This window comes from Rhizobium sp. N122, assembly GCF_002211295.1.
GTDB lineage: Bacteria > Pseudomonadota > Alphaproteobacteria > Rhizobiales > Rhizobiaceae > Rhizobium.
This window is the reverse complement of sequence record NZ_LOKU01000018.1, coordinates 26538-48134: the sequence shown is the minus strand read 5'-3', so window position 1 is coordinate 48134 and position 21597 is coordinate 26538. Positions and strand designations below refer to the sequence as shown.

Sequence of the window (21597 nt, the reverse complement as noted above, 5' to 3'; positions counted from 1 at the left end):
TACAGGCAATTTTTCCGTGCCGGATATCACGCCTTATGGCGAGTTGTTACTGAATATGATCGCGCCCTCCCGCCAGCCGCCCTCATACGTTGCTCCGCCTCCTCCATCTTCGTCATTCGAGGCACCTGGGATCCATGGGCTGGTGCTGGTGGATGCCCATGGATCCTCGGGTCAAGCCCGAGGAGGACGGAGGGTGGGGTGGCCTCTGCGGCAAGATAGCAAGGGGTGGCCGGATACGAATGCAGTAGGCGCCTCATGCCTGCCCGCCCCTCCTGCAGTCCGCATCCTCAACTGCCCCCCGCCTCCTGCCTCCTGCCGATCCGCCCCCTCAAACTCTGTCATCCCAGGCCTTGAGCCTGGGATCCACGGTCTGGCGCCGGCGGATGCCGCATGGATCCTCGGGTCAAGCCCGAGGAGGACGGAGGGTGGGGTGACCTTTGCGGCCAAATGGTGAGGGGTGGCCGGATGCGAATGCGCTGGCGCCTCCTGCCTGCCCCCTGCCAGTCCGCGCCTCCTGGCCGTCCGACTACTGCCAGTTTGCGCCTCCTGCCCCGCTCGCCCCCCAATCTCCGTCATCCCAGGCCTTGAGCCTGGGATCCACGGTCTGGCGCTGGTGGATGCCGCATGGATCCTCGGGTCAAGCCCGAGGAGGACGGAGGATGGGGTGGCCTCTGCGGCAAAACAGCGATCGCCGGATAGGAATGCGCTGGCGTCTCCTTCAGTCCGCGCCTCCTGCCGGCACGCCCTCAAGCAAACCCTCAAGCGATCTCGCGCAGGCGTTCGGCGGTCTGCAGGTCGACGGAGACGAGGGTGGAGACGCCCTGTTCGGCCATGGTGACGCCGAAGAGGCGGTTCATGCGGGCCATGGTGATCGGGTTGTGGGTGATGATGACGAAGCGGGTTTCGGTGGAGGCCGCCATTTCATCCATCAGGTTGCAGTAGCGCTCGACATTGTGGTCGTCGAGCGGCGCGTCCACCTCGTCGAGCACGCAGATCGGCGCCGGATTGGTGAGGAAGACGGCGAAGATCAGCGCCATCGCCGTCAGCGCCTGCTCGCCGCCTGAGAGCAGCGTCATCGTCTGCGGCTTCTTGCCGGGCGGCCGGGCCAGGATCTCCAGGCCGGCTTCCAGCGGATCGTCGGATTCGATCAGCTGCAGTTCGGCGGTGCCGCCGCCGAAAAGATGGGTGAACAGCCGCTGGAACTGGGCGTTGACGATGTCGAAGGCGGCGATCAGCCGTTCGCGGCCCTCGCGGTTCAAGCTCTGGATGGCGCCGCGCAGCTTGCGGATCGCATCGATGACGTCGTCGCGCTCCTTGATCAGCGCTTCGAGCTTCTCGCTCAGCTCCTTCTGCTCCTCGTCGGCGCGCAGGTTGACGGCGCCGAGGCGCTCGCGCTCGATCCGCAGGCGCTCGAGCTCGCGCTCGACCTCGCGCGGGTCGGGAAGCGCCTGCATAGCCGGGCGCCCGGTCAGCTGCAGCGCCTCGTGCGGCGCGACGTTCAGCACTTCGCGGATGCGGCTTTCGCTTTCCTGCCGCTTCTCACGGGCCGAAACCAGCCGCTCCTCGGCGCGGCCGCGGCGTTCGCGGCATTCGGCAAGCTCCGACAGTGCAGTGGCCGCCTGGTGGTCGGCCTCGCGCTGGATGCGTTCGGCCTCGGCCAGGAGATCGCCGGCATTGCGGCGCGCCTCTTCGGCCTTCTGCAATTCGGAGAGCAGAGCGCGGCGCTTGTCGTCGAATTCATCCGGGGCCATTTCGAGTTCGGCCGCCTCTTCGCGCGCCTCTTCCTCGCGCTCGCGCAGCGTTGCGACCTGATCCTCGCCGCTGGCCGCCCGCTGGCGCCAGGTCTCGCGCTCCTGCCCGATCGCGACGATGCGGCGGCGGCGGGCCTCGTTTTCCCGCGCCAGGCTTTCGTGGCGGGCGCGGCTTTCGGCAAGCGCGCCGCGATCGGTCGCGACCTCCGCCTGCTGGAAGCGCAGCCGCTCGTCTATCGCGGTGAGATCCGGCGCATCCTCGAGCTCGATGCGGGCATTCTCTTCCTGGATGCCGATCTCCTCCAGCTGTGCGCCCAGCTGGCTGACCGCCTCGCTAACGACATCGCGGCGGCGGATCAGATCGCCGGAGGCACGCTCGGCCGCGACCAGCGCTTCGCGCGCCTCAGCGAGATGACGGGCCGACAGCCGGCTCATGTCACGGGCTTCAGCAAGCCGGCGCTCTTCCACCCGGATCGCATCAGTGGCGGCGGCCTGCCGCTCCTCGGCTTCGGCAAGCACGTCGCGGGCAATAGCCGCCTCGCCTTCGAGTTCGGTGAGGCGGTTCTTCTGGGCAAGGCGAAGCGCTGCAGCGCTCGGCGCGTCGGCGCCCGTCACGTGACCGTCCCAGCGATAGACGGCACCCGTTTTCGTCACCAGCCGCTGGCCGGGCTGCAGCGCCGCCATCAGCGCCTGCGCTTCGCCCTCACCGACCAGGCCGATCTGACGCAGACGGCGCGTCAGCGCTGCCGGCGCACGGACATGGGCAAGTAGCGGTGTGGCGCCTGCGGGAAGCGCAGCATCGCCGGCACCATCGCCATTCTCAGACCAATGGGCCGGCGCTTCGGCATCGAGCGGCGATTCCAGATCGTCGCCGAGGGCGGCACCGAGCGCGGTCTCGAAGCCGCGATCGACCTTCAATTCTTCGGCAACCGGGGAAAATTTGCCGGCCGCGGCACCGGCGGCAAGCATGCGGGAAATGGTGCGGGCCTCGGTTTCCAGCGCATTGAGCGCCGAGCGGGCCTGATCGACGGGCGCGCGCGACAGCACCTCGGTCTGGCGGGCCGATGCCAGCGCCTGCTCCACGACCTGGACGGCGGCTTCGGCATCGGCAAGGGCGATTTCGCCGGCCTCGACGATGGCGCGCTTTTCCTCGGGATCGGGCAGGCCGGCGATCTTGTCGCCGATGGCTGATAGTTCGTGGTTCGCCTCGTCCATCTGCCGCTCGAGGCGCATGCGCCGGTCGGCGAGATCCCGGATGGCGCGTTCCAGCTGGTTGCGGCCGGCCGCGGCCTCGGCGCGCTCGGCCGTCAGCTGGGTGAAGATGCGCTCGCTGTCGGCAAGTTTTGCCGCCGCTTCCTCGAAAGCTTCGCGGGTTTCCTCGGCATAACGGCCGGAATCGGCGAGCACTTCCGCAATCTCGGCCTCTTCGGCATCGAGCCTTGCCAGGATGACGGCATTGTCGGCCACCAGCCGCTCCTCGCGGCGAATATCTTCGCCAAGCTGGGCAAGACGGCGGGTCAGCTCGTCGCGGCGGCGCAGGATGCGGCCGGCATCCTCCTCCAGCTGGCTTCTGGCGATCTGCAGGCGCTGCAGGGCGGCGGCAGCGCGCGCCTCGCCTTCGCGCAGTTCCGGCAGCTTCAGGCTGGCGATGCCCTGATTCTTCGCCGCCTCCATCTGCATCTGCGCCTTTTCGGCAACGACTGATGTCGCCTGGTTCAGCGCGCTGTCGGCCTCGGCTTCGGCCTCCTTGGCCTGCACCCAGCGGATATGCAAGAGCATCGCTTCGCGGGCGCGGATATCGGCCGACAGCGTCTTGAAGCGGTTCGCCTGGCGGGCCTGGCGCTTCAGGCTCTCGATCTGGCTTTCGAGCTGCGAGGTGACGTCGTCCAGGCGCTCGAGATTGGTTTCGGCGGCGCGCAGCCGCAGTTCGGCCTCGTGGCGGCGCGAATGCAGGCCGGAAATGCCGGCCGCCTCTTCGAGCAGCTGGCGGCGGGCCTGCGGCTTTGCCTGGATCAGCTCGCCGATACGCCCCTGCCCGACCATCGAGGGCGAACGGGCGCCGGTGGAGGCATCGGCAAACAGCAGCTGCACGTCCTTGGCGCGGCTTTCCTTGCCGTTGATGCGATAGAGCGAACCCTGCTCGCGCTCGATGCGGCGGGTGACCTGGATCTCGTCGGCATCGTTGAAGGCGGCGGGCGCGGTGCGCGTCGCGTTGTCGAGATAGAGCGCCACTTCGGCGGTGTTGCGGGCCGGGCGGTTGCCGGAACCGGAGAAGATCACGTCGTCCATGCCGGAGGCGCGCATGTTCTTGTAGGAATTCTCGCCCATCACCCAGCGCAGCGCCTCGACGAGGTTGGACTTGCCGCAGCCGTTCGGGCCGACGACACCGGTCAATCCCCGCTCGATGATGAATTCCGTCGGCTCGACGAAGGATTTGAAGCCGACCAGGCGCAGCTTGTTGAACTTCATGCGGAAAAATCCACGGCAGGAAGCCCCCTCATCCGCCCTACGGGCACCGACCGGGGTTGAGCCACTGGTCTCAACCCGTCCTTCGGACCCCCGCTGGGGAGAAGAGGGAATCGAGACGTCGCGGCACATCCCCTTCTCCCCAGCGGGGAGAAGGTGCCGGCAGGCGGATGAGGGGGCCAGACCCGCAAACTGCGCTGAAAACAAAAAACGGGCGCACGGCTTTCGCCGTCGCCCGTCTTCGTCAAACGGTCCGGTTCAGATGAGGCTGTCGATGAGCTTCGACAAGGTTTCAACCGGCATGTCTCCAGAGTAGCGCTTGCCATTGATGAGGAAAGTCGGCGTGGCGTTGACGCCGAAATCCTTGGAGCCTCTTTCCCGCGTGGCGTTCACTTCATCCAGAAGCTTCTGGTTCGTCAAGCATTTCGTGAAGCTATCCTCAGTAAATCCGGCCAGCTTCGACATCTGCAGCAGCGCGGCGCGGCCGTCATCGGCGGCGGCCCAGACCTGCTGCTGCTTGAACAGCATCGAGACCATCGGGAAATACTGTTCCGGCGTGCTCAGTTGCTCCGGATTGGAGGCGCTGCAGCGGGCGAGCATGAAGGCGGCGGCAGCGCGCGGATCGAAGGGGAATTCGCGAATGATGAACTGCACCTTGCCGGCGTCGACATATTTCTGCTTGATCGCATCGAAGGTGGTGTTGTGGAAATGGGCGCAGTGCGGGCAGGTCATCGACATGTATTCGACGATCTTGACCGGGGCATCGGCCTTACCAAGCGCCATCTCCGGCAGCGCGCCGGGCTTCAGCACTTCGGCCATATCGACATCGCCATCCGACTGCGGCATTTCGGTGGCGGACGTCGCCGCCGTCTCAATGGTATCGACATTGGTGCCGTCGGCCATGGTCTTGCCGGACGAAGCATCGGCAGCGTCCTTGCTGTCGTTGCAGGCGGCAAGCGCTGCGGCAGCTGCGGCGATGGCGATGCCACCCAGGAGGCGGCGTTTCGTCAGTTGCATTTCGGACATCTGCATGGGTTCCCCATAGGAATGAGAGTGACGGCGTGACTGTGCGATATAACGGCTGACGGCCGCTCACAAGCCACGCTTCACCAACTTCCTTCAAAGAATTGTGACCGTGATGGGACCGCTAGGCAAAATTGCGAGCGGGCGGCTCGCGTTTCATCGGTAGATGTCACGGCGGTTGCCGATACGCACGATGAGGATTCGCACCGCCCCATCGTCGATGCTTGCGATCACGCGATAGTCCCCGACGCGATATTTCCAGAAATCACCGAGTTCGGACCCTTTGAGCGCCTCTCCGATGGATCGTGGATCGTCCAGCCTTGCAACGCGATCATTCAGAAATCGGAGGATTCGGCGAGCCGCCTCATGTCCGAGCTTCTCAAGCTCACGCTCGGCTGCCCTGTGAAACTCAATTCTCCACGCCATGACGCGTCATCAACTCGGCCAGCGAAACGGTATCACTCTCCCCTCCCCGAAGCTCTTCGAGGCGTTTTTCGGCGAGATAGATATCCTCGAGATCATCGAGATGTTCGAGGATGGCCTGACGGGCATAGAAGCTCTTGCTGCGGCCGGTCCGCCTGGCAAGCTCATCGAGTCGTGCTTCGATTTCGGGTGGCAACCGCAAGGCCAGCATGATCTTTCTCCTGTCTGCTATACAAATATAGCACCCGAAGCGCCCGGTCACCAGTAGCCTCGCGGATATGCATGCGTGTTTCCGGGACGCTCTGATCAAGCAGAGTGCTTGTAGACGCGCCAAACTCAGGCATCTTTCCCGTCACCGCCCACTCCCCCGCTTGCCCATCACCGCGGTCCCCAACCGCTGGATTGCCTGGCGCAGCTTGTCGCCCTCGATGCCTTCCATCATGCCTTCGAGCTTACGGGCGGCTTCGCCTTTCAGCGGCGGCGGGGTGCGGGAGCGGCGAGCTGCTTGGGAAACCGGCTTCTGAACGATGCGGATCTGGTGGACGGCGGAAAAGCCGAAGAAGCTGTTGATGCGCTGGATGAGTTCGCCCTGGGCATGGGTGAGGAAAAGCGCGCGCGCGCCTTCGCAGGCGATCGTCAGCACGCCGGGACGAAAGCTGCCGTCATCACCGCCGCCGCGCGCCCAGGCGATCTTTTCCGGGCGGGTGCAATCGGCGAAATCCTCGCCGGCGATTTCGCTCCAGGAGCCGAGCAGCGCGGTGTTGATGCCGGCGCGGCGCGCCAGGACGGGATCGATCAGCCCGTTCGCCAGCTCGGAAATCTGCTTTGCACCTTTGCGTGGAGAACTCATCGAAACCCTTGGACACCTCTGCCAATCGCACAGGCAATTCGCATCACCGGCTTGATCGCGCGGCATTGCTTCGCCAAGTATAGGCACTTCCCGCGATCCCGGCAAATCATGACGATCACCACACCCGACACGCCCTCCGCACAGCCCCTGCTCGACTGGTACGACCGCCATCACCGCGACCTGCCCTGGCGCGTTTCGCCCGGCATGGCGGCGCGTGGCGCCAAGCCCGATCCCTATCACATCTGGCTGTCGGAGGTGATGCTGCAGCAGACGACGGTGCAGGCGGTCAAACCCTATTTCTCCCGGTTTCTGCAGCGCTGGCCCGAGGTCACCGATCTTGCCGCGGCCGAGAACGACGCTGTTATGGCGGCCTGGGCCGGGCTCGGCTATTACGCGCGAGCCCGCAATCTGAAGAAATGCGCCGAGGCGGTGGCGCACCAGCATGGCGGCGTCTTTCCCGATACCGAAGAGGGGCTGAAGTCGCTCCCCGGCATCGGCGACTATACGGCAGCGGCCGTCGCTGCCATCGCCTTCAACCGGCAGGCGGCGGTGATGGACGGCAATGTCGAGCGGGTGATCTCCAGGCTCTATGCGATCGACACGCCGCTGCCGGCCGCCAAGCCGCTGATGAAGCAAAAGGTGGCGCTGCTGACGCCGGCGAGCCGGCCCGGCGATTTCGCCCAGGCGATGATGGATCTCGGCGCGACGATCTGCACCCCGAAGCGGCCGGCCTGTTCGCTCTGTCCGTTCCGTGGGGCCTGCCAGGCGCTGAAGCTTTCCGATCCCGAGCTCTTCCCCGTCAAGGCGGCAAAGAAGGAGAAGCCGGTGCGGCAGGGTGCTGCCTTCGTCGCCGTGACCGAGGATGGCGAGATCCTATTGCGGCGGCGCGCCGAAAGCGGCCTGCTCGGCGGCATGACCGAGGTGCCGACGACGGGGTGGACGGCGCGCATCGACGGCGAGACGTCTTCTGCGGCCGCGCCCTTCGAGGCGGCATGGCAGGCCTGCGGCACCGTCATCCATGTCTTCACCCATTTCGAGCTCAGGTTGTCAATCTGGCGGGCGGCGATTGATGGCAGGGCAAAAACGCAGGACGGCCCGAATGACGAATGGTGGGAGCCGGTTACAAATCTTGAGGCGCAGGCCTTGCCGACCGTCATGAAAAAAGCGATCGCAGCGGCTATTCCTCGCGCGTTCAAAACATCCAAGGGACGACCATGACCACCGACATAAAGCATATTGTTTTCGATATCGGCAAAGTCCTCATTCATTACGATCCGAATCTGCCCTTCAGCCGGCTCATTCCCGACGAGACCGAGCGCAACTGGTTCTTCGCCAACATCTGCACCCACGACTGGAACATCGAGCAGGACCGCGGCCGCACCTGGGAAGAGGCCGAAGCGCTGCTGATTGCGGAGCACCCTGCCCGCGAAGAGCATATCCGCGCCTTCCGCAAATACTGGCACGAAATGGTGCCGCACGCCTATGAGGACAGCGTCGCGATCCTGGAAGGGCTGATCGCCGAAGGCCGCGACGTGACGATGCTGACCAACTTCGCCTCCGACACTTTTCGCGAGGCGCAGGCGCGTTTTCCGTTCCTCACCAAACCGCGCGGCGTCACCGTTTCCGGCGATGTCGGCCTGATCAAGCCGGATATCGCGATCTACGAGACGCATACGAAAAACTTCGGCCTCGATCCCAAGGCAACGATCTTCATCGACGACGCGCCCGCCAATGTCGAAGGCGCCAAGGCCTTCGGCTGGAACGCCGTGCTGTTTTCCGGCGCCGAGAAGCTGCGCCGCGATCTTGCCGCCTACGGATTGAAGGTCTGAGAGCCATGGCTTTCGACCCGGCCGAGGAAATCGAACGCTTCCACGCCGCGATCAATGCGCTGGATTTCCCTGTTATCGAGGCCTATTTCGCCGAGGACGCCACCTATGTCTCGAACGGCGTCGGCAGCCTTGCCGGGCGGGGCGAGATCATGGCTGCCTTCCGGCGTTATTTCGACGATTATCCCGATCAGACGGCGGAGAATGCGCTGGTGGAGACACTGACGCCGCTGTCCGGCCGGGCCGTCTGGTCGCTGCGCGCCACCCACAGCAAATCAGGCAAGCCGCTGATCCGCGAGGGCGAGGAGACGATCACCTTCAATGCCGAGGGCCGCATCACCCGCGTCGACGTCACCGATTACAAGGATTTCTAAAATAGAAGACGCCCGGGGTTCGAGCCCCGGGCGCCTTGGCCTTCTTCCGCAACTGGAGGAAACCGGAAGAAGCTATTTCGATCTTGCGAAAGTGCTGCTCACTCCACCTTCGCCAGATCACTGCGGATGACGGACCTGAGATCGTCGATCGGGCGCAGGGACTGCCCGTCTTCGAAATGCCAGAAGGTCCATCCGTTGCATGCATCGAGACCCTGCACCTTGGCGCCGAGGCGATGAATGGAGCCGGCCTCGCCGCCTGAGGCCACCGTACCGTCGGCGCGCACAATGGCGCTGTAGCGGCGCTTGGCGTCGGTCAGCACCTGGCCGGGCTTGATGAGGCCGCTTTCGACGAGCACGTTGAAGGCGACGCGCACCTCGGCCTTCTTGCCGGTCATGACGGTCAGTTCCGCCTTCCCCAGCGGCTCGACGGCGGCGATGCGGGCGGACGCCGCATCGATATAATCCTGCTCGCGCTCGATGCCGACGAAGTGGCGGCCGAGACGCTTGGCGACGGCGCCCGTCGTTCCCGAACCGAAGAAGGGATCGAGCACGATATCGCCCGGTTTGGTCGAGGCCATAATGACGCGGGCGAGCAGCGCTTCCGGCTTCTGCGTCGGATGCACTTTCTTGCCGTCCTCGCCCTTCAGCCGCTCATTGCCGTTGCAGATCGGGAAAAGCCAGTCGGAGCGCATCTGCACGTCGTCATTGGCGGCCTTCATCGCATCGTAATTGAAGGTATAGCCCTTGGCCTTGGCGTTGGGGCTCGCCCAGATCATCGTCTCATGGGCGTTCTGGAAACGGCGGCCCTTGAAATTCGGCATCGGATTGGTCTTGCGCCAGATGATGTCGTTGAGGATCCAGAAGTTCAGATCCTGCAGCGTGGCGCCGACACGGAAGATGTTGTGGTAGGAGCCGATCACCCAGATCGAGCCCGTCGGCTTCAAGACGCGGCGGCAGGCGAGCAGCCAGGCGCGGGTGAAGGCGTCATAGGCCTCGAAGGAGGCGAACTGATCCCATTCGTCATCGACGGCATCGACCAGCGACTGATCGGGACGATGCAGCGATCCGCCGAGCTGAAGATTATACGGCGGATCGGCAAAGATGACATCGACGGAGTGGTTGGGCAAAGCTTCAAGCGCGCTGACGCAATCGCCCTTGATGATCGTGTCGACCCAAGAATCCGGCCGGGAACCTGACCTGATCGAAGCCTTGAGGTCGGCAAGCGGAAAAACTGATGCCATTCTGATACTCACTCATACGCTTGACGCTTAACTCTCCGTTATGGTTACGCAACTTAGTTACCAAAGCCTGAAGGGGTGGCCGATTTCGGGAATTTATTCGGGCGACAATCTATGGAATGAGTAAGCAGGGCCACGCCTGAGAACGGGTTGACCGTCTTGCTTTGGCCCAAGCATTTCTTAGGAATGCTTTGCTTTCGACACCGCCTACAGTTGACCGCGGATCATCCTTAGGGAGCTCTCGATTTTGCTAAAGTTCTAACACCTTTGCCAACGGGCCGTCCTTGACGGCGAGGCGTGACTTACCCGGCACCATACCATGCTGTAGTATTGCAAATAGCTGTCCTCGCACCCAAAGGTGCGCCTCGATGGGCCGATCAGCATATTGCTTCCACTGGACGAGCAGCTCCGAGTCGCTACTAACTGGCTCGAAAGCAACATCGCTTGCGAATTCTGCCGGGTTCGAAAAAGGTAGCTTTGAAGGGTCGCTCCAATCGGTCGTCTCAGGAGCGGGACCGCGATTATACAACCACACATCGCTGACCATCACCCCTGCGGCATCCAAGAGGTAGGCATAGGCCTTCCCGCCGTCATCTTCGATAATGACTGAATACCCTGCGCTTTGATCCGACAGCTGCGCCCAAAAATTCTCCGGTTGTCCCAACCTGATCTCCAATATCCGTTGCGCCACATCAGCAGATACCTTCACGGAGAGGCGGCTTGTCAACCGCACACAGCATCTCCCGCAGAAACGAATCGGGGAGACAGCATGATTTTCAGGACGTTATACTCTGAAAGCTGCGATGCTACCGGGGTAGAAACGCCGCAGTCCCGATCACGCAGCATCATGCACCCTGCGGCTATCCGCCGGCGCCTCGTCGCGTTCGAACATGCCGTAATCGCGCAGCACGCTGGCGATGCGCAGGCGGTAATCGGCGAAGATGCCGCCGCGGCCGGCTTGCTGGGCGGCGCGATGGGCTTCGACGTTGCGCCAGCTTCTGACGGCCTCCTCGTCGCGGAAGAAGGAGAGCGACAGCAGCTTGCCGCGGTTGGTCAGGCTCTCGAAACGCTCGATCGAGATGAAGCCGTCGATCTTTTCGAGCTCGGATCGCAATTCGCCGGCGAGATCGAGATATTTGTGGCGCTCGCCCATATAGGGCACGACTTCGAAGATGACGGCGATCATGGCAGCACCAGCCTGGCGTGAGGAGCGGAGACGTTTTTGAGGAAGATGCGGTCCTCCTTGCGGATGAAGCCTTCGCGCCTGGCGAATTCGTAATTGTCGCGGCCAAGCGGATCGGCGGCCAGCCTGGCGCGATAGGCTTCGTAGGCGGCGAGGCTTTCGATGTTGTAGACGCCGTAGGCGGTCGTCGCCGATCCCTCGTGCGGGCCGAAATAGCCGATCAGGTCGGCGCCGTTCCGAGGGATGGCCTGGCCCCAGTTGCGAGCATATTCGGCAAAAGCCTCTTTCTTGAAGGGGTCGATCTGATAACGGATGAAGCAGGTGATCATCGGGTTCTCCTTTGTGCCTGTCCGTTTTCGCACATTGCCTGACGGCGATGCTTCGGTTACGATCGAAGTATGAAGGAAGGTCCTGACATTGCGCAGATCGGCGCGCTGATCGGCGATCCCGCCCGCGCCAACATGCTGGCGGCGCTGACCGGCGGCCGGGCGCTGACGGCGACCGAGCTTGCCGGCGTCGGCGGCATCACGGTGCAGACGGCGAGCACGCATCTCTCCAAGCTTGAAGCGGGCGGCCTGCTTGCGCAGCGCAAGCAGGGGCGCCACCGCTATTTCACGCTCGCCGACGAAGCCGTCGCCCGACTGATCGAAAGCATGATGGGCTTTGCCGCCGGGCGCGGGCATCTGCGCCACCGACCGGGGCCGAAGGAGCCGGCGCTGCGCAAGGCGCGCATCTGCTACGATCATCTGGCCGGCGATTACGGCGTGCGCATGCTCGACAGCCTGATTGCCACGGGCGCGATCGACGCGGTCGGCGACGGGCTGTCGCTGACCGAAAAGGGCGAAAGCGATCTCAAATGCATCGGTATCGATGCCGGCGCGCTGCGATCGTCGCGCCGCCCGCTCTGCCGCTCCTGCCTCGACTGGAGCGAAAGGCGGGCGCATCTCGCCGGCAGCCTCGGCAAGGCGCTGCTGTCAAATTTCCTCGACAAGGGCTGGGCGCGACGCACGGCCGAAAGCCGCTCGATCCTCTTCTCCCCCGAAGGCGACCGGCAGTTTCTAATGCTTTTTCCGGTCGATGCGTAGACTTGCTGCGGATCTTCAATAGCCTGCCACACGGGCCGGCGCGCCGTTACGCCCCTGCCATCTTTTCACTTTCCTGCCGCACATGCGCCCGCAGCGCCGCAAGCGTCAGCGCCAGTGCAGCGTGATTGCTCTCGGCTTCACCGAGCACGCTTTCGCCGCCATTGATCGCGCGCAGCTGGGCACCGTAGAGGCAATCATCCGAAGTCTGGCGGCCGCGGGCGAGGTGCCAGACCGCATCCGGCCGGACTTCCCGGCAGAGATCGATGGCGTCATTGACGTCATGGGTGAAAGGCCGCGCCATCAGGAAGCCGTGCTGCGACTTGATGCTGCTCGGCATGTAATCGTGGGGACCGTCGAAATCCTTCGGCTCGGCAGGCCGGAGCTGCTTCAACAAGAAGGCGCAGGTGATGAAGGCGTCGATCCGGCCGTCGGGCATATCCGTCTTTTCCAAGGTCTCGATGATGTCCTCGATCGTCATGCAGTCTTCCTCTTCGTCCATTTTTCGGCGTGCCGCTTCTCCCTCCATGGCGGCGGTGGCTTCCTCTTCCCCGAGCGCCATCTAGTGCATGAAAATTCCAAAGGTAGTCCTGGGAATGCGGCTCACCGGCGATCAAGCGGAATTCATCGCTTTCGCACTCGCGTCGATCGAGTTTGGCGCCGCTATGCACACGCGCTGATAGAGCGACGTTGGCAGGCTTTGCCTCCACTGCGAAACTGTCGGCGGCTTCGTCGGCGCCTAACAGCCTTTCTTCCTCATCTTCCTTTCGATCTTTGCCCTTTTCTCGGGCCCGTCGCCGGCATGTTTACCGCCGGTCAGGCCATGATCCTTCATCGCCTGCAGCTCCGCACAGCTTCTGTGATGCTTGCCGCCCTTGGCGGTGACGTCGGTGGATGTGAAGACAAAAAGCAGCGCTACGGCTGCGGCCGATCGAACAAGAGCTGACAGCCTCATGGTCCCTCTCCTATTGCCTTGCATCGTACGCCCAAGCCGGTGAGCCCGCAATGAGAACGGTGGCGCGCCAGACGGGAGCCGGTGTTCCGCCGGGACCGGACCAAGGTCCGGCGCCTATCCGACTGAATGCCCAGGACAGGAACAGTGGGATGTAACCGAAGTTTGTCAGGCAGCTATCCATCCGCTCGGGATGGGATGGCAGCTCAAAAACAAACGGAGGAATACCCCATGATGAAGGTAACCCATCTCGCCTTGGCTGCGGCCTTGCTGGCCGGCACGACCGTTTCCGGCTTCGCGCAATCGTCAAGCACGGTCGGCACCGGCGGTTCGTCGGCCGGCGGCGGAACTGCGAGCAGCACGGTCGGTACTGGTGGCAGCTCTGCCGGGGGCACCTGCCCCGCCGGCGCAACCAATTGCAATTCTGGCTCGTCCTCGACGATCGGCACCGGCGGCTCGTCGGCTGGTGGCGGCACCTCGAGCAGCACGGTCGGCACCGGCGGCTCGGCCGCGGGCTCCGGATCCGGTTCGGGTTCTGCCTCGACGCTCGGCACGGGCGGTTCCTCGGCCGGCGGCGGCACGTCCAGCAGCTCGGTCGGCACCGGCGGTTCCGCCGCAGGCTCGGGCGATGCGAACTCCGCCTCGAGTGTCGGAACCGGCGCTTCCTCTGCGGACGGCGACAAGACGGGCAGCACCGTCGGCACCGGCGGCAGTGCTGCCGGAACCTCGCACGACAGCAAGGGCAAGAAGGGCTGCGCGCCGGGCCAAGTCAAGAAGGACGCCGCCGGCACCAAGGGCTGCTGACGCTATCGGCCGGCGCCTTTGCGGCGTCGGCCAAACCCTTGGAGATAGGACAATGACCCAACTTTCCACAATCGCACTGAGCGCCTCGCTGGTGCTGGTCTTCGGGCATGCGATGGCCGAGGAAATCAAGCTCGACGACGGAACGACATGCACGATCGTCCAATCGCAGGCAGGCGATATGTCGACCACCGTGACGGCCGGCAACGGGCACGTGTCTTCGTCGACCACATCAGGCAGCGGCGCGGCCGGCTCCTCGTCGTCATCCGCCTCCGCCGGCTCCTCGGCGGGGTCCGGAAGCGTCGACAGTTTTTCGACGGCAAGCATCACAAGGCCTGACGGCACCGTCATCACCAAACGTTCCGACGGAACCTGCTCGGTGACGAAACCGACGAAATAGGAGAGGACAATGAAACATCTCAACCTTATCGCAGCCGCCTCGATCGCGCTGCTGGCGTCGAGTTCGGCGGTTCTTGCAGAGGATTGCATTGCGGCCGGGACGGTGGGGTCGGGCGGAAGCGCTTCGGCCGGCGGCACCTCGGCAAGCTCAGTCGGAACCGCAGGCACCTGCCGGACCGATGGCGGCACCACCTCCTCGATCGGATCGGGGGGAAGTGCCGCGACCATTGACGGCAAGGCTCAAAGCAAAACCCATGTCAACGACAATGGCGACAAGCTCAAGGCGCAAACCAAGGCCCAGGCCGTCGACAAAGGCACGTTCAGCAAGTCCCGCACCAAGACCAGCACCGATGGCAGCGCGCTGGAAAGCACGACCCGGATCATGTCGCATGTCCCCGGCGAAAAGCCGGTCAAGAATACCACCAATCAGAAGATCATTCTGCCGGAGCAGTAGGTTAGATGGGCTCGCCGGCGAATACCGGCGAGCCCTTTTCTTCGCCGGCCGCCTTGCGAGAGGTCGCTACGAAATCATTAGGCATGTTTCGATACTATCACGCCTCAAATTCAACGTGAGAAGCCGACATGCCGTCGATCCAGCATAAGATTATCATTGCAAGTATCGCAATTTTCGGGTTGGCGGGCGGCGCGACCGGCGTCGGCATCTGGTCTGCCTCCACCCTTTCGGCAAACAGCGCCGATGTCGCCCAGTCGGCGCAAATTCTGCGCAACCACATGCAGGCCGATATGATGCATGATGCGCTGCGCGCCGACGTGCTCGCATCCTTGCTGGCATCGAACCCGGCAGCAGGCATAGACGCCGCCGCGGTGAAGGCGGATCTGGCGGAGCACGAGACATCGTTCCGAGAGATGATCGACGCCAACAAGGCCCTCGTCTCCGACGCAAAAACGAAAGCGGTCCTTGCCGACATTGAGCGTCCGCTGCTCGTTTATGTCGAAAGCGCCACGAAGATGGTCGATCTTGCGGGCAAGGATCCGGCGGCGGCGTTGAAGGCGCTGCCGGAATTCATGCAGCAGTTCTCGACATTGGAAACCGCCATGGAACAGGCCGGGGATCAGATCACCGCCGTATCGGACGATATTTCCAAGCATAACGCCGACATCAAAGCCTCGGTCGATATCACTCTCAAAGCCCTTCTGGCCGCGGCCGCGCTGTTCGCCTTCGGCCTCTATTTCCTGACGCGAATGAGCGTCACCAAGCCGATCCTGTCGCTTTCCAACGATATGCAAAGGCTCGCCGGCGGCGACACGGCGATTGCCTGCGCTGGCATCGGCCGCACCGATGAAATCGGCACGATGGCATCGGCTGTCGAGGTCTTCCGGCAGGCGGCAATCGCCAACAAGCAACTCGAGCAGGACGCCGAGACTGCCCGCTTGCAGGGCGAAAGCGAGCGGGTCACCGCCCGCAAACAGGCCGACGAGGATGCCGCCGCACGGCTGCGGGCGGCGACATCCGGCCTTGCCGCAGGCCTGAAGCGGCTTGCCTCGGGCGATCTCGCCTTCCAGATCGAGGAGCCTTTCGCGGCTGATTTCGAGAGCCTCCGGCATGATTTCAACATGTCGATCCGCCAGCTCGACCAGACGCTCGGCGCCATCGCGACGGCCATTGCCGCAATCGACGAAGGCACGAGGGAAATTGCATCCGGGGCCGGCGATCTGTCGAAACGCACCGAACAGCAGGCCGCCGCTCTCGAAGAAACCGCCGCGGCGCTCGATCAGATCACCGCCAATGTCTCGAATTCCAGCAAGCGCACCGACGAGGCGCGCACCGAGGCGACGGACGCCAACCGCAATGCCGCCAAATCCGCGGAGGTGGTCTCGCATGCCGAAGAAGCCATGCGCCGCATCGAGGCCTCGTCGCAGCAGATTTCCAGCATCATCGGCGTGATCGACGAAATCGCCTTCCAGACCAATCTGCTGGCGCTGAACGCCGGCGTCGAAGCGGCGCGCGCCGGAGAAGCAGGCAAGGGCTTTGCGGTGGTCGCCCAGGAAGTGCGCGAGCTCGCCCAGCGCTCGGCTCAGGCGGCAAAGGAAATCAAAGGCCACATCCAGAAATCCTCGGTGGAAGTGGAAAGCGGCGTCAAGCTGGTTCTCGACACCAGCCAGGTGCTGAGCGCCATCAGCGAACAGATCGCCCGCATCAACCAGCACATGGATGCCATCGCCGTATCGGCAAGGGAGCAGTCGACCGGCCTTGCCGAAGTCAATACCGCCGTCAATTCCATGGACCAGGTGACCCAGCAGAACGCGGCCATGGTCGAGCAGTCGACCGCCGCATCCGGCCATCTGGCTGAGGAAGCCGCCAAGCTGCGCGAACTCGTTTCCCGCTTCAAGCTGCGCGCGACGGCGTCGGCGCAATTCGCACGACGGGCGGCTTGACGGCAGCGATCCGGCAGCGACCACGGAGCCGCTCGCTTGCCGCATCGCAGCCATGCTTGAGATCAGGTTGAGCTTTGGGCGGGCATCGTGTAAAGCCGCTGCATCCCCGGACAAGACCCAGATTTCCAGCCCAGACTTGCAGCAAGGCGTGAACATATGAACGGCTTCGATCTCATCATCTTCGATTGCGACGGCGTTCTCGTCGATTCCGAAATCATCGCCGCGGAAGTCGAATCCGCGCTTCTGACGGAGGCCGGATATCCGATCAGCGTCGAGGAAATGGGCGAACGTTTCGCCGGCATGACATGGCGCAACATCCTGCTGCAGATCGAGCGCGAAGCGAGCATCCCGTTTTCAGCCTCGCTGCTCGAAAAGTCCGAGCAGCTGCTCGACACCAGGCTGGCGAATGACGTCAAGGCTATTCCAGGCGTCGAATTCGCCGTCTCAAGGCTCTCGATGAAGCGCTGCATCTGCTCGAATTCGAGCACGAAACGGCTCGACATGATGCTCTCCAAGGTGGGGCTGAAGCCGCTGTTTGCCCCGAATATCTTTTCCGCCAAGGATCTCGGTCCCGACCGGGCCAAGCCGAAGCCCGACATCTTCCTGCACGGCGCAAGCCAGATGGGAGTGTCGCCCGACAAGGTGGTGGTGGTCGAGGATTCGGTGCACGGCGTGCATGCGGCGCGCGCCGCCGGCATGCGCGTCATCGGCTTCACCGGCGCCTCGCACAGCTATCCCGCCCATGCCGACAAATTGACGGATGCCGGCGCCGAAACGGCGATCTCCCGCATGAACGACCTGCCCGGCGTCGTCGCCGCGCTGGCCGCCTGGGAAGGCGTGCTTTAGGGCTTAGGCGCTGAGCCCGCCTCGCGGGGCGATGCAGGCGAGCTGTTGACGGCCGCCGAACAAATTCAGCGGAGTGCTTGCGGCGTGGATACTCGGGTCAAGCCCGAGTATGACGGAGAGTGGGGAGATCGACCGGCAAGAGGCGAAATGCCTGGAGGAATTCCAGCAGAATGCGCGGGCGGTTTTGCGTGCGGATCGGGCAAAATAACGGTCACCAATTCCGCTAAACCGCTGCGCCTGCGGTCCTTGCCACATGCATTCCTCCACCCTCCGTCGTCCTCGGACCCGAGGACCCATGCGGGCGGGCACTTCTTTCCTCAGCTGTTCTTCTTGGTCTTGGCCGGCTGGGTGTCGAAGCCGACATTGACGCGGACCAGGGCGCCGGAGCCGACCGGCATCTTGATGCCGTCCTTACGGAAGATCACCTGGGTGCCCGGGGCGCCGGCCGGGATCTCGGTCGGGAATTTGGTGACCTCGGAATAGAGCACGGTCTCGCCGTCGAGGATGGTGACGCGGATCGGCAGGGTCACCGGGCCGGGGGCGCCGGCCGGGCCGGTGATCAGGCGCAGCTGGGCGACGACGGTCATCGTCAGGTTGGTGTCGCTCAGCGAGCACTGGCGGGTGTAATCGCCGAAGGAGGCCTGGAAGACGATCTGCTGCGGATCGTCCTTTTTGCCCTTGGCATAGGTGCGGAAGATCGCATCCTGGTCGCGCATGAAGATCTGCGGGCAGGCGCCCTGGACGACGGGGGCGACGGTGCCCTGTGCCGTCTTGGCGGTGCCGATCGAAGGATTGCTCGAGGACGGGTTGGCGGGTGCCAGCGGCATGATCTGGGCGGTGCCGTTCGGCTGCGCCGGCGCCGCCGACTTGCTGTCGCCGCCGATGCCGAGCGTATCGCAACTGGCGAGCAGGGCAAGAAGAGAAGCGGAGACGATGAGACGCGAGACCTTGCCGAGCACTATGTTCCACCCTTTGCACAAGCGTTTCTTGGAGGCCCCATGTCTTTTGCGCGGGGCCTTTCATGACGGTTTGCGATGGTCTATATCAGCGGCGCAAACAAAAATCGATTGGGTACGCGCCGTTTTGATGCACTTTTCGCCGCCGGATGCGGGCAACTTCAACAAGATAACGGCGATGGTATGGCCGCAAGCGCAGCCCCTTCTCGATTCCGGGGCCGGTTTCCGGCAGTGCGGGCCACGGCTCAGCCCGACCGGATTTCCTCCAGCGATAGATCAAGGATGATGAACGTGGACTATATCTCGACCCGCGGCGAGGCCCCTGCCCTCGGCTTTTGCGACGCCCTGCTGACCGGGCTGGCGCGCGACGGCGGGCTCTACGTTCCGCGGGAGTGGCCGCAGTTTTCGAAGAAAGAAATCCGGGCGCTGCGCGGCAAGAGCTACCAGGAGATCGCCTTCACCATCCTGTCGCCCTTCACCAATGGCGAGATTCCCGAAGCGACCTTCCGGGCGATGATCGACGAGGCCTACGGCACCTTCCGCCATCCGGCGATCGCGCCGCTTGTGCAGACCGGGCCGAACAGCTTCGTCATGGAGCTGTTCCACGGCACGACGCTCGCCTTCAAGGACGTGGCGATGCAGTTGCTCGCCCGGCTGATGGATTATGCGCTGGAGAAGCGCGGCAAGCGGGCGACGATCGTCGGCGCCACTTCGGGCGATACCGGCGGGGCGGCGATCGACGCCTTTGCGGGGCGCGAGCGCACCGATATCTTCATTCTCTTCCCGCACGGCAAAGTCTCGCCGGTGCAGCAGCGGCAGATGACGACCTCCAAAGCCGGCAACGTGCATGCGCTGGCCGTCGAGGGCAATTTCGACGATTGCCAGAACCTCGTCAAAGCGATGTTCAACGACGCGGCGTTCCGCGACAAGGTCGGCCTCTCCGGCGTCAACTCGATCAACTGGGCGCGCATCATGGCCCAGATCGTCTATTATTTCACTACCGCGGTGGCGCTCGGCGGGCCGGACCGTAAGATCTCGTTCACGGTGCCGACCGGCAATTTCGGCGATATCTTCGCCGGCTACGGCGCCAAGCGCATGGGCCTGCCGATCGACCGGCTGGTCATCGCCACCAATGAGAACGACATCCTGGAGCGGACGCTGAAGACCGGCCGCTACGACATGAAGGCGGTCAAGGCGACGAGCTCGCCGTCGATGGACATCCAGATCTCCTCGAATTTCGAGCGGCTGCTGTTCGAAGCCTATGGACGCGACGCCTCGAAGGTGCGCGCGGCGATGGAAAGCCTCAAGCAATCCAACGGCTTCGAGATCGGCGAGCAAGCGCTGAAGGCGATCCGCCGCGACTTCCGCGCCGGCCGCGCCAGCGAAAAGCAGGTGGCCGAGACGATCCGCACGACCCATGCCGAGACCGGCTATCTGCTCGATCCGCATTCGGCGATCGGCGTCTTCGTCGCCAGGAAGAAGGAAAAGCCGAATACGCCGATGGTGACGCTTTCGACCGCGCATCCGGCGAAATTCCCGGCCGCCGTAAAATCGGCCTGCGGTATTGACCCGGCGCTTCCGACGTGGCTTGCTGATCTGATGCACAGGGAGGAGCGCTTCCAGATCATCGAACCGGAGCTGAAAGCCGTAGAGACCTTTATCGGCAAACACGCCCGCGGCAAGACGACGGCAGGCGCAGAAAGATAGCCAATGACAGTTGAGTGCACCCGGCTGAAATCCGGGCTGACAGTAGTGACAGAAACCATGCCGCACCTTGAAAGCGTTGCGCTCGGAGTCTGGATCAAATCGGGATCGCGTAACGAGACGGCAGACGAGCACGGCATCGCCCACCTGCTCGAACACATGGCCTTCAAGGGAACGGGACGCCGCTCGGCCCGCCAGATCGCCGAGGAAATCGAAGATGTCGGCGGCGAGGTCAATGCCGCCACGTCGACCGAGACCACCTCCTACTACGCCCGCGTGCTGAAAGACCACGTACCGCTCGCCGTCGATATCCTCGCCGACATCCTGACGGAATCGGCCTTCGAGGAAGAAGAGCTGGAGCGCGAGAAGCAGGTGATCCTGCAGGAGATCAACGCCGCCAACGACACGCCCGACGACGTGGTGTTCGACCGGTTCTCCGAGGTCGCCTATCGCGACCAGACGCTCGGCCGGGCGATCCTCGGCACGCCGGAGACCGTCGTCTCCTTCACGCCGCAGCAGATCCGCGCCTATCTCGGCCGCAACTACACGACCGACCGCATGTTCGTGGTCGCTACCGGCGCCGTCGAGCATGACGAGTTCGTGCGCATGGTCGAGGACCGTTTCGCCAGCCTGCCGAGCGAGCCTTCGGCGCCGCCGGTGATGGAAGCGGCGCGTTATATCGGCGGCAGCGTGCGCGAGCCGCGCGACCTGATGGATGCGCAGATCCTGCTCGGCTTCGAGGGCAAGCCCTACCATGCCCGCGATTTCTACTGCTCGCAGATCCTCGCCAACATCCTCGGCGGCGGCATGTCCTCCAGGCTGTTCCAGGAAGTGCGCGAGTTCCGCGGCCTCTGTTATTCGGTCTATGCTTTCCATTGGGGCTTTTCCGACACCGGCATCTTCGGCATTCATGCCGCGACCGGCGGCGAGAACCTGCCGGAGCTGGTGCCCGTCATCATCGACGAGCTGCACAAATCCGCCAACGAGATCCACCAGAAGGAAATCGAGCGCGCCCGCGCCCAGATCCGCGCCCAGCTGCTGATGGGCCAGGAAAGCCCGGCCTCGCGCGCCGGCCAGATCGCCAGGCAGATGATGCTTTACGGCCGGCCGATCTCCAATCCGGAGATGATGGAGCGGCTCGAGGGCATCACCATCGAGCGGCTGACGGATCTCGCCGGCCGGCTGTTCTACGACACGGTGCCGACGCTTTCGGCGATCGGGCCGCTGGAGCAGCTTGCGCCGATGGAAGACATCACCGCTTCGCTTTCGGTCCCGGCACCGAAGACGATGCAGGCCGGCCGCTGAGCCGGCGTTCGTCCTGCCGGG

General features: G+C 63.8%; 23 protein-coding genes. 11 read left to right on the top strand and 12 right to left on the bottom strand.

Going from position 1 to position 21597, the window contains the following annotated elements; genetic code table 11:
* Positions 1-758 precede the first annotated feature (758 nt).
* The 5 genes from ATY75_RS14960 to ATY75_RS14940 all read right to left on the bottom strand — a co-directional run bounded on the left by ATY75_RS14960 (position 759) and on the right by ATY75_RS14940 (position 6513).
* On the bottom strand, positions 759-4220 hold the full coding sequence (locus ATY75_RS14960) for a chromosome segregation SMC family protein (RefSeq protein ID WP_088938162.1): 3462 nt from the start codon (positions 4218-4220) through the stop codon (positions 759-761).
* Between the two features lie 255 nt (positions 4221-4475).
* On the bottom strand, positions 4476-5249 hold the full coding sequence (locus ATY75_RS14955) for a DsbA family protein (protein ID WP_064837228.1): 774 nt from the start codon (positions 5247-5249) through the stop codon (positions 4476-4478).
* 147 nt (positions 5250-5396) lie between these two features.
* The gene (locus ATY75_RS14950; protein WP_088938161.1) at positions 5397-5666 is read right to left on the bottom strand and encodes a type II toxin-antitoxin system RelE/ParE family toxin; all 270 of its coding nucleotides are present in this window, start codon (positions 5664-5666) and stop codon (positions 5397-5399) included.
* Positions 5650-5874: a DUF6290 family protein gene (locus tag ATY75_RS14945; protein ID WP_088938160.1), complete on the bottom strand. Its 225-nt coding sequence runs from the start codon at positions 5872-5874 to the stop codon at positions 5650-5652. Before ATY75_RS14945 ends, ATY75_RS14950 begins: the two co-directional genes overlap by 17 nt.
* A 141-nt stretch (positions 5875-6015) precedes the next feature.
* Positions 6016-6513 carry a DUF721 domain-containing protein gene (locus ATY75_RS14940; RefSeq protein ID WP_088938159.1) on the bottom strand — a complete coding sequence of 166 codons (498 nt, stop codon included), beginning with the start codon at positions 6511-6513 and terminating at the stop codon, positions 6016-6018.
* 108 nt (positions 6514-6621) lie between these two features.
* Between ATY75_RS14940 and mutY the strand changes: the two genes are divergently transcribed.
* From mutY to ATY75_RS14925, 3 genes are read left to right on the top strand one after another with little or no spacing between them, the layout of a single operon-like run.
* A complete protein-coding gene (gene mutY / locus ATY75_RS14935) occupies positions 6622-7731 on the top strand; it encodes an A/G-specific adenine glycosylase (protein ID WP_088938158.1) in 1110 nt (369 codons plus the stop codon).
* Positions 7728-8342, top strand: a complete 615-nt coding sequence (locus ATY75_RS14930) for an HAD family phosphatase (protein ID WP_088938157.1) — start codon at positions 7728-7730, stop codon at positions 8340-8342. The genes mutY and ATY75_RS14930 overlap by 4 nt, the downstream gene beginning before the upstream one ends.
* Before the next feature lie 5 nt (positions 8343-8347).
* Positions 8348-8713 (top strand): nuclear transport factor 2 family protein, encoded by a 366-nt coding sequence (locus ATY75_RS14925; RefSeq protein ID WP_088938156.1) that lies wholly within the window; start codon positions 8348-8350, stop codon positions 8711-8713.
* Positions 8714-8811: 98 nt separating this feature from the next.
* On the opposite strand, the gene ATY75_RS14920 is transcribed toward ATY75_RS14925, so the two are convergent.
* From ATY75_RS14920 to ATY75_RS14905, 4 genes are all read right to left on the bottom strand, one after another.
* Positions 8812-9954 (bottom strand): site-specific DNA-methyltransferase, encoded by a 1143-nt coding sequence (locus tag ATY75_RS14920; RefSeq protein WP_071087383.1) that lies wholly within the window; start codon positions 9952-9954, stop codon positions 8812-8814.
* A 247-nt stretch (positions 9955-10201) separates the two neighbouring features.
* A complete protein-coding gene (locus ATY75_RS14915; protein ID WP_088938155.1) occupies positions 10202-10684 on the bottom strand; it encodes a hypothetical protein in 483 nt (160 codons plus the stop codon).
* A gap of 102 nt (positions 10685-10786) precedes the next feature.
* Entirely contained in the window at positions 10787-11137 is a 351-nt protein-coding gene (locus tag ATY75_RS14910) for an antibiotic biosynthesis monooxygenase (protein ID WP_088938154.1), read from the bottom strand.
* Positions 11134-11463, bottom strand: coding sequence for an NIPSNAP family protein (locus tag ATY75_RS14905; protein WP_012482957.1), 330 nt, complete (start codon positions 11461-11463; stop codon positions 11134-11136). The genes ATY75_RS14910 and ATY75_RS14905 overlap by 4 nt, the downstream gene beginning before the upstream one ends.
* Positions 11464-11532: 69 nt before the next feature.
* On the opposite strand from ATY75_RS14905, the gene ATY75_RS14900 reads away from it, so the two are divergent.
* Positions 11533-12219, top strand: a complete 687-nt coding sequence (locus ATY75_RS14900) for a metalloregulator ArsR/SmtB family transcription factor (RefSeq protein ID WP_088938153.1) — start codon at positions 11533-11535, stop codon at positions 12217-12219.
* 46 nt (positions 12220-12265) lie between these two features.
* Here ATY75_RS14900 and ATY75_RS14895 read toward each other — a convergent pair whose 3' ends face one another.
* Positions 12266-12718, bottom strand: a complete 453-nt coding sequence (locus ATY75_RS14895; protein WP_088938152.1) for a hypothetical protein — start codon at positions 12716-12718, stop codon at positions 12266-12268.
* A gap of 237 nt (positions 12719-12955) precedes the next feature.
* Entirely contained in the window at positions 12956-13171 is a 216-nt protein-coding gene (locus ATY75_RS14890; RefSeq protein ID WP_064837193.1) for a hypothetical protein, read from the bottom strand.
* 228 nt (positions 13172-13399) lie between these two features.
* Here ATY75_RS14890 and ATY75_RS14885 point away from each other — a divergent pair, with 228 nt between their 5' ends.
* From ATY75_RS14885 to ATY75_RS14865, 5 genes are all read left to right on the top strand, one after another.
* Positions 13400-13972 carry a hypothetical protein gene (locus ATY75_RS14885; protein WP_064837191.1) on the top strand — a complete coding sequence of 191 codons (573 nt, stop codon included), beginning with the start codon at positions 13400-13402 and terminating at the stop codon, positions 13970-13972.
* A gap of 52 nt (positions 13973-14024) precedes the next feature.
* The gene (locus ATY75_RS14880; protein WP_088938151.1) at positions 14025-14369 is read left to right on the top strand and encodes a hypothetical protein; all 345 of its coding nucleotides are present in this window, start codon (positions 14025-14027) and stop codon (positions 14367-14369) included.
* Between the two features lie 9 nt (positions 14370-14378).
* Positions 14379-14822: a hypothetical protein gene (locus tag ATY75_RS14875; protein ID WP_088938150.1), complete on the top strand. Its 444-nt coding sequence runs from the start codon at positions 14379-14381 to the stop codon at positions 14820-14822.
* Between the two features lie 128 nt (positions 14823-14950).
* Positions 14951-16765 (top strand): methyl-accepting chemotaxis protein, encoded by a 1815-nt coding sequence (locus ATY75_RS14870; RefSeq protein WP_088938149.1) that lies wholly within the window; start codon positions 14951-14953, stop codon positions 16763-16765.
* Between the two features lie 156 nt (positions 16766-16921).
* Positions 16922-17611, top strand: a complete 690-nt coding sequence (locus ATY75_RS14865; protein WP_064837183.1) for an HAD family hydrolase — start codon at positions 16922-16924, stop codon at positions 17609-17611.
* A 317-nt stretch (positions 17612-17928) separates the two neighbouring features.
* Here the strand turns inward: ATY75_RS14865 and ATY75_RS14860 are convergent, their stop codons facing one another.
* Positions 17929-18573: a hypothetical protein gene (locus ATY75_RS14860; RefSeq protein ID WP_190241360.1), complete on the bottom strand. Its 645-nt coding sequence runs from the start codon at positions 18571-18573 to the stop codon at positions 17929-17931.
* 276 nt (positions 18574-18849) lie between these two features.
* Between ATY75_RS14860 and thrC the strand changes: the two genes are divergently transcribed.
* Both thrC and ATY75_RS14845 read left to right on the top strand, forming a co-directional pair.
* Positions 18850-20274, top strand: a complete 1425-nt coding sequence (thrC, locus tag ATY75_RS14850) for a threonine synthase (RefSeq protein ID WP_088938146.1) — start codon at positions 18850-18852, stop codon at positions 20272-20274.
* 3 nt (positions 20275-20277) lie between these two features.
* Positions 20278-21576 carry a pitrilysin family protein gene (locus ATY75_RS14845; protein ID WP_064837175.1) on the top strand — a complete coding sequence of 433 codons (1299 nt, stop codon included), beginning with the start codon at positions 20278-20280 and terminating at the stop codon, positions 21574-21576.
* Positions 21577-21597 lie beyond the last annotated feature (21 nt).

Coding starts and splice junctions, on each gene's coding strand:
- ATY75_RS14960 (WP_088938162.1), bottom strand. CDS start 4,220: ATGAAGTTCAACAAGCTGCGCCTGGTCGGCTTCAAATCCTTCGTCGAG.
- ATY75_RS14955 (WP_064837228.1), bottom strand. CDS start 5,249: ATGCAGATGTCCGAAATGCAACTGACGAAACGCCGCCTCCTGGGTGGC.
- ATY75_RS14950 (WP_088938161.1), bottom strand. CDS start 5,666: ATGGCGTGGAGAATTGAGTTTCACAGGGCAGCCGAGCGTGAGCTTGAG.
- ATY75_RS14945 (WP_088938160.1), bottom strand. CDS start 5,874: ATGCTGGCCTTGCGGTTGCCACCCGAAATCGAAGCACGACTCGATGAG.
- ATY75_RS14940 (WP_088938159.1), bottom strand. CDS start 6,513: ATGAGTTCTCCACGCAAAGGTGCAAAGCAGATTTCCGAGCTGGCGAAC.
- mutY (WP_088938158.1), top strand. CDS start 6,622: ATGACGATCACCACACCCGACACGCCCTCCGCACAGCCCCTGCTCGAC.
- ATY75_RS14930 (WP_088938157.1), top strand. CDS start 7,728: ATGACCACCGACATAAAGCATATTGTTTTCGATATCGGCAAAGTCCTC.
- ATY75_RS14925 (WP_088938156.1), top strand. CDS start 8,348: ATGGCTTTCGACCCGGCCGAGGAAATCGAACGCTTCCACGCCGCGATC.
- ATY75_RS14920 (WP_071087383.1), bottom strand. CDS start 9,954: ATGGCATCAGTTTTTCCGCTTGCCGACCTCAAGGCTTCGATCAGGTCA.
- ATY75_RS14910 (WP_088938154.1), bottom strand. CDS start 11,137: ATGATCGCCGTCATCTTCGAAGTCGTGCCCTATATGGGCGAGCGCCAC.
- ATY75_RS14905 (WP_012482957.1), bottom strand. CDS start 11,463: ATGATCACCTGCTTCATCCGTTATCAGATCGACCCCTTCAAGAAAGAG.
- ATY75_RS14900 (WP_088938153.1), top strand. CDS start 11,533: ATGAAGGAAGGTCCTGACATTGCGCAGATCGGCGCGCTGATCGGCGAT.
- ATY75_RS14895 (WP_088938152.1), bottom strand. CDS start 12,718: ATGGACGAAGAGGAAGACTGCATGACGATCGAGGACATCATCGAGACC.
- ATY75_RS14890 (WP_064837193.1), bottom strand. CDS start 13,171: ATGAGGCTGTCAGCTCTTGTTCGATCGGCCGCAGCCGTAGCGCTGCTT.
- ATY75_RS14885 (WP_064837191.1), top strand. CDS start 13,400: ATGATGAAGGTAACCCATCTCGCCTTGGCTGCGGCCTTGCTGGCCGGC.
- ATY75_RS14880 (WP_088938151.1), top strand. CDS start 14,025: ATGACCCAACTTTCCACAATCGCACTGAGCGCCTCGCTGGTGCTGGTC.
- ATY75_RS14875 (WP_088938150.1), top strand. CDS start 14,379: ATGAAACATCTCAACCTTATCGCAGCCGCCTCGATCGCGCTGCTGGCG.
- ATY75_RS14870 (WP_088938149.1), top strand. CDS start 14,951: ATGCCGTCGATCCAGCATAAGATTATCATTGCAAGTATCGCAATTTTC.
- ATY75_RS14865 (WP_064837183.1), top strand. CDS start 16,922: ATGAACGGCTTCGATCTCATCATCTTCGATTGCGACGGCGTTCTCGTC.
- thrC (WP_088938146.1), top strand. CDS start 18,850: ATGATGAACGTGGACTATATCTCGACCCGCGGCGAGGCCCCTGCCCTC.
- ATY75_RS14845 (WP_064837175.1), top strand. CDS start 20,278: ATGACAGTTGAGTGCACCCGGCTGAAATCCGGGCTGACAGTAGTGACA.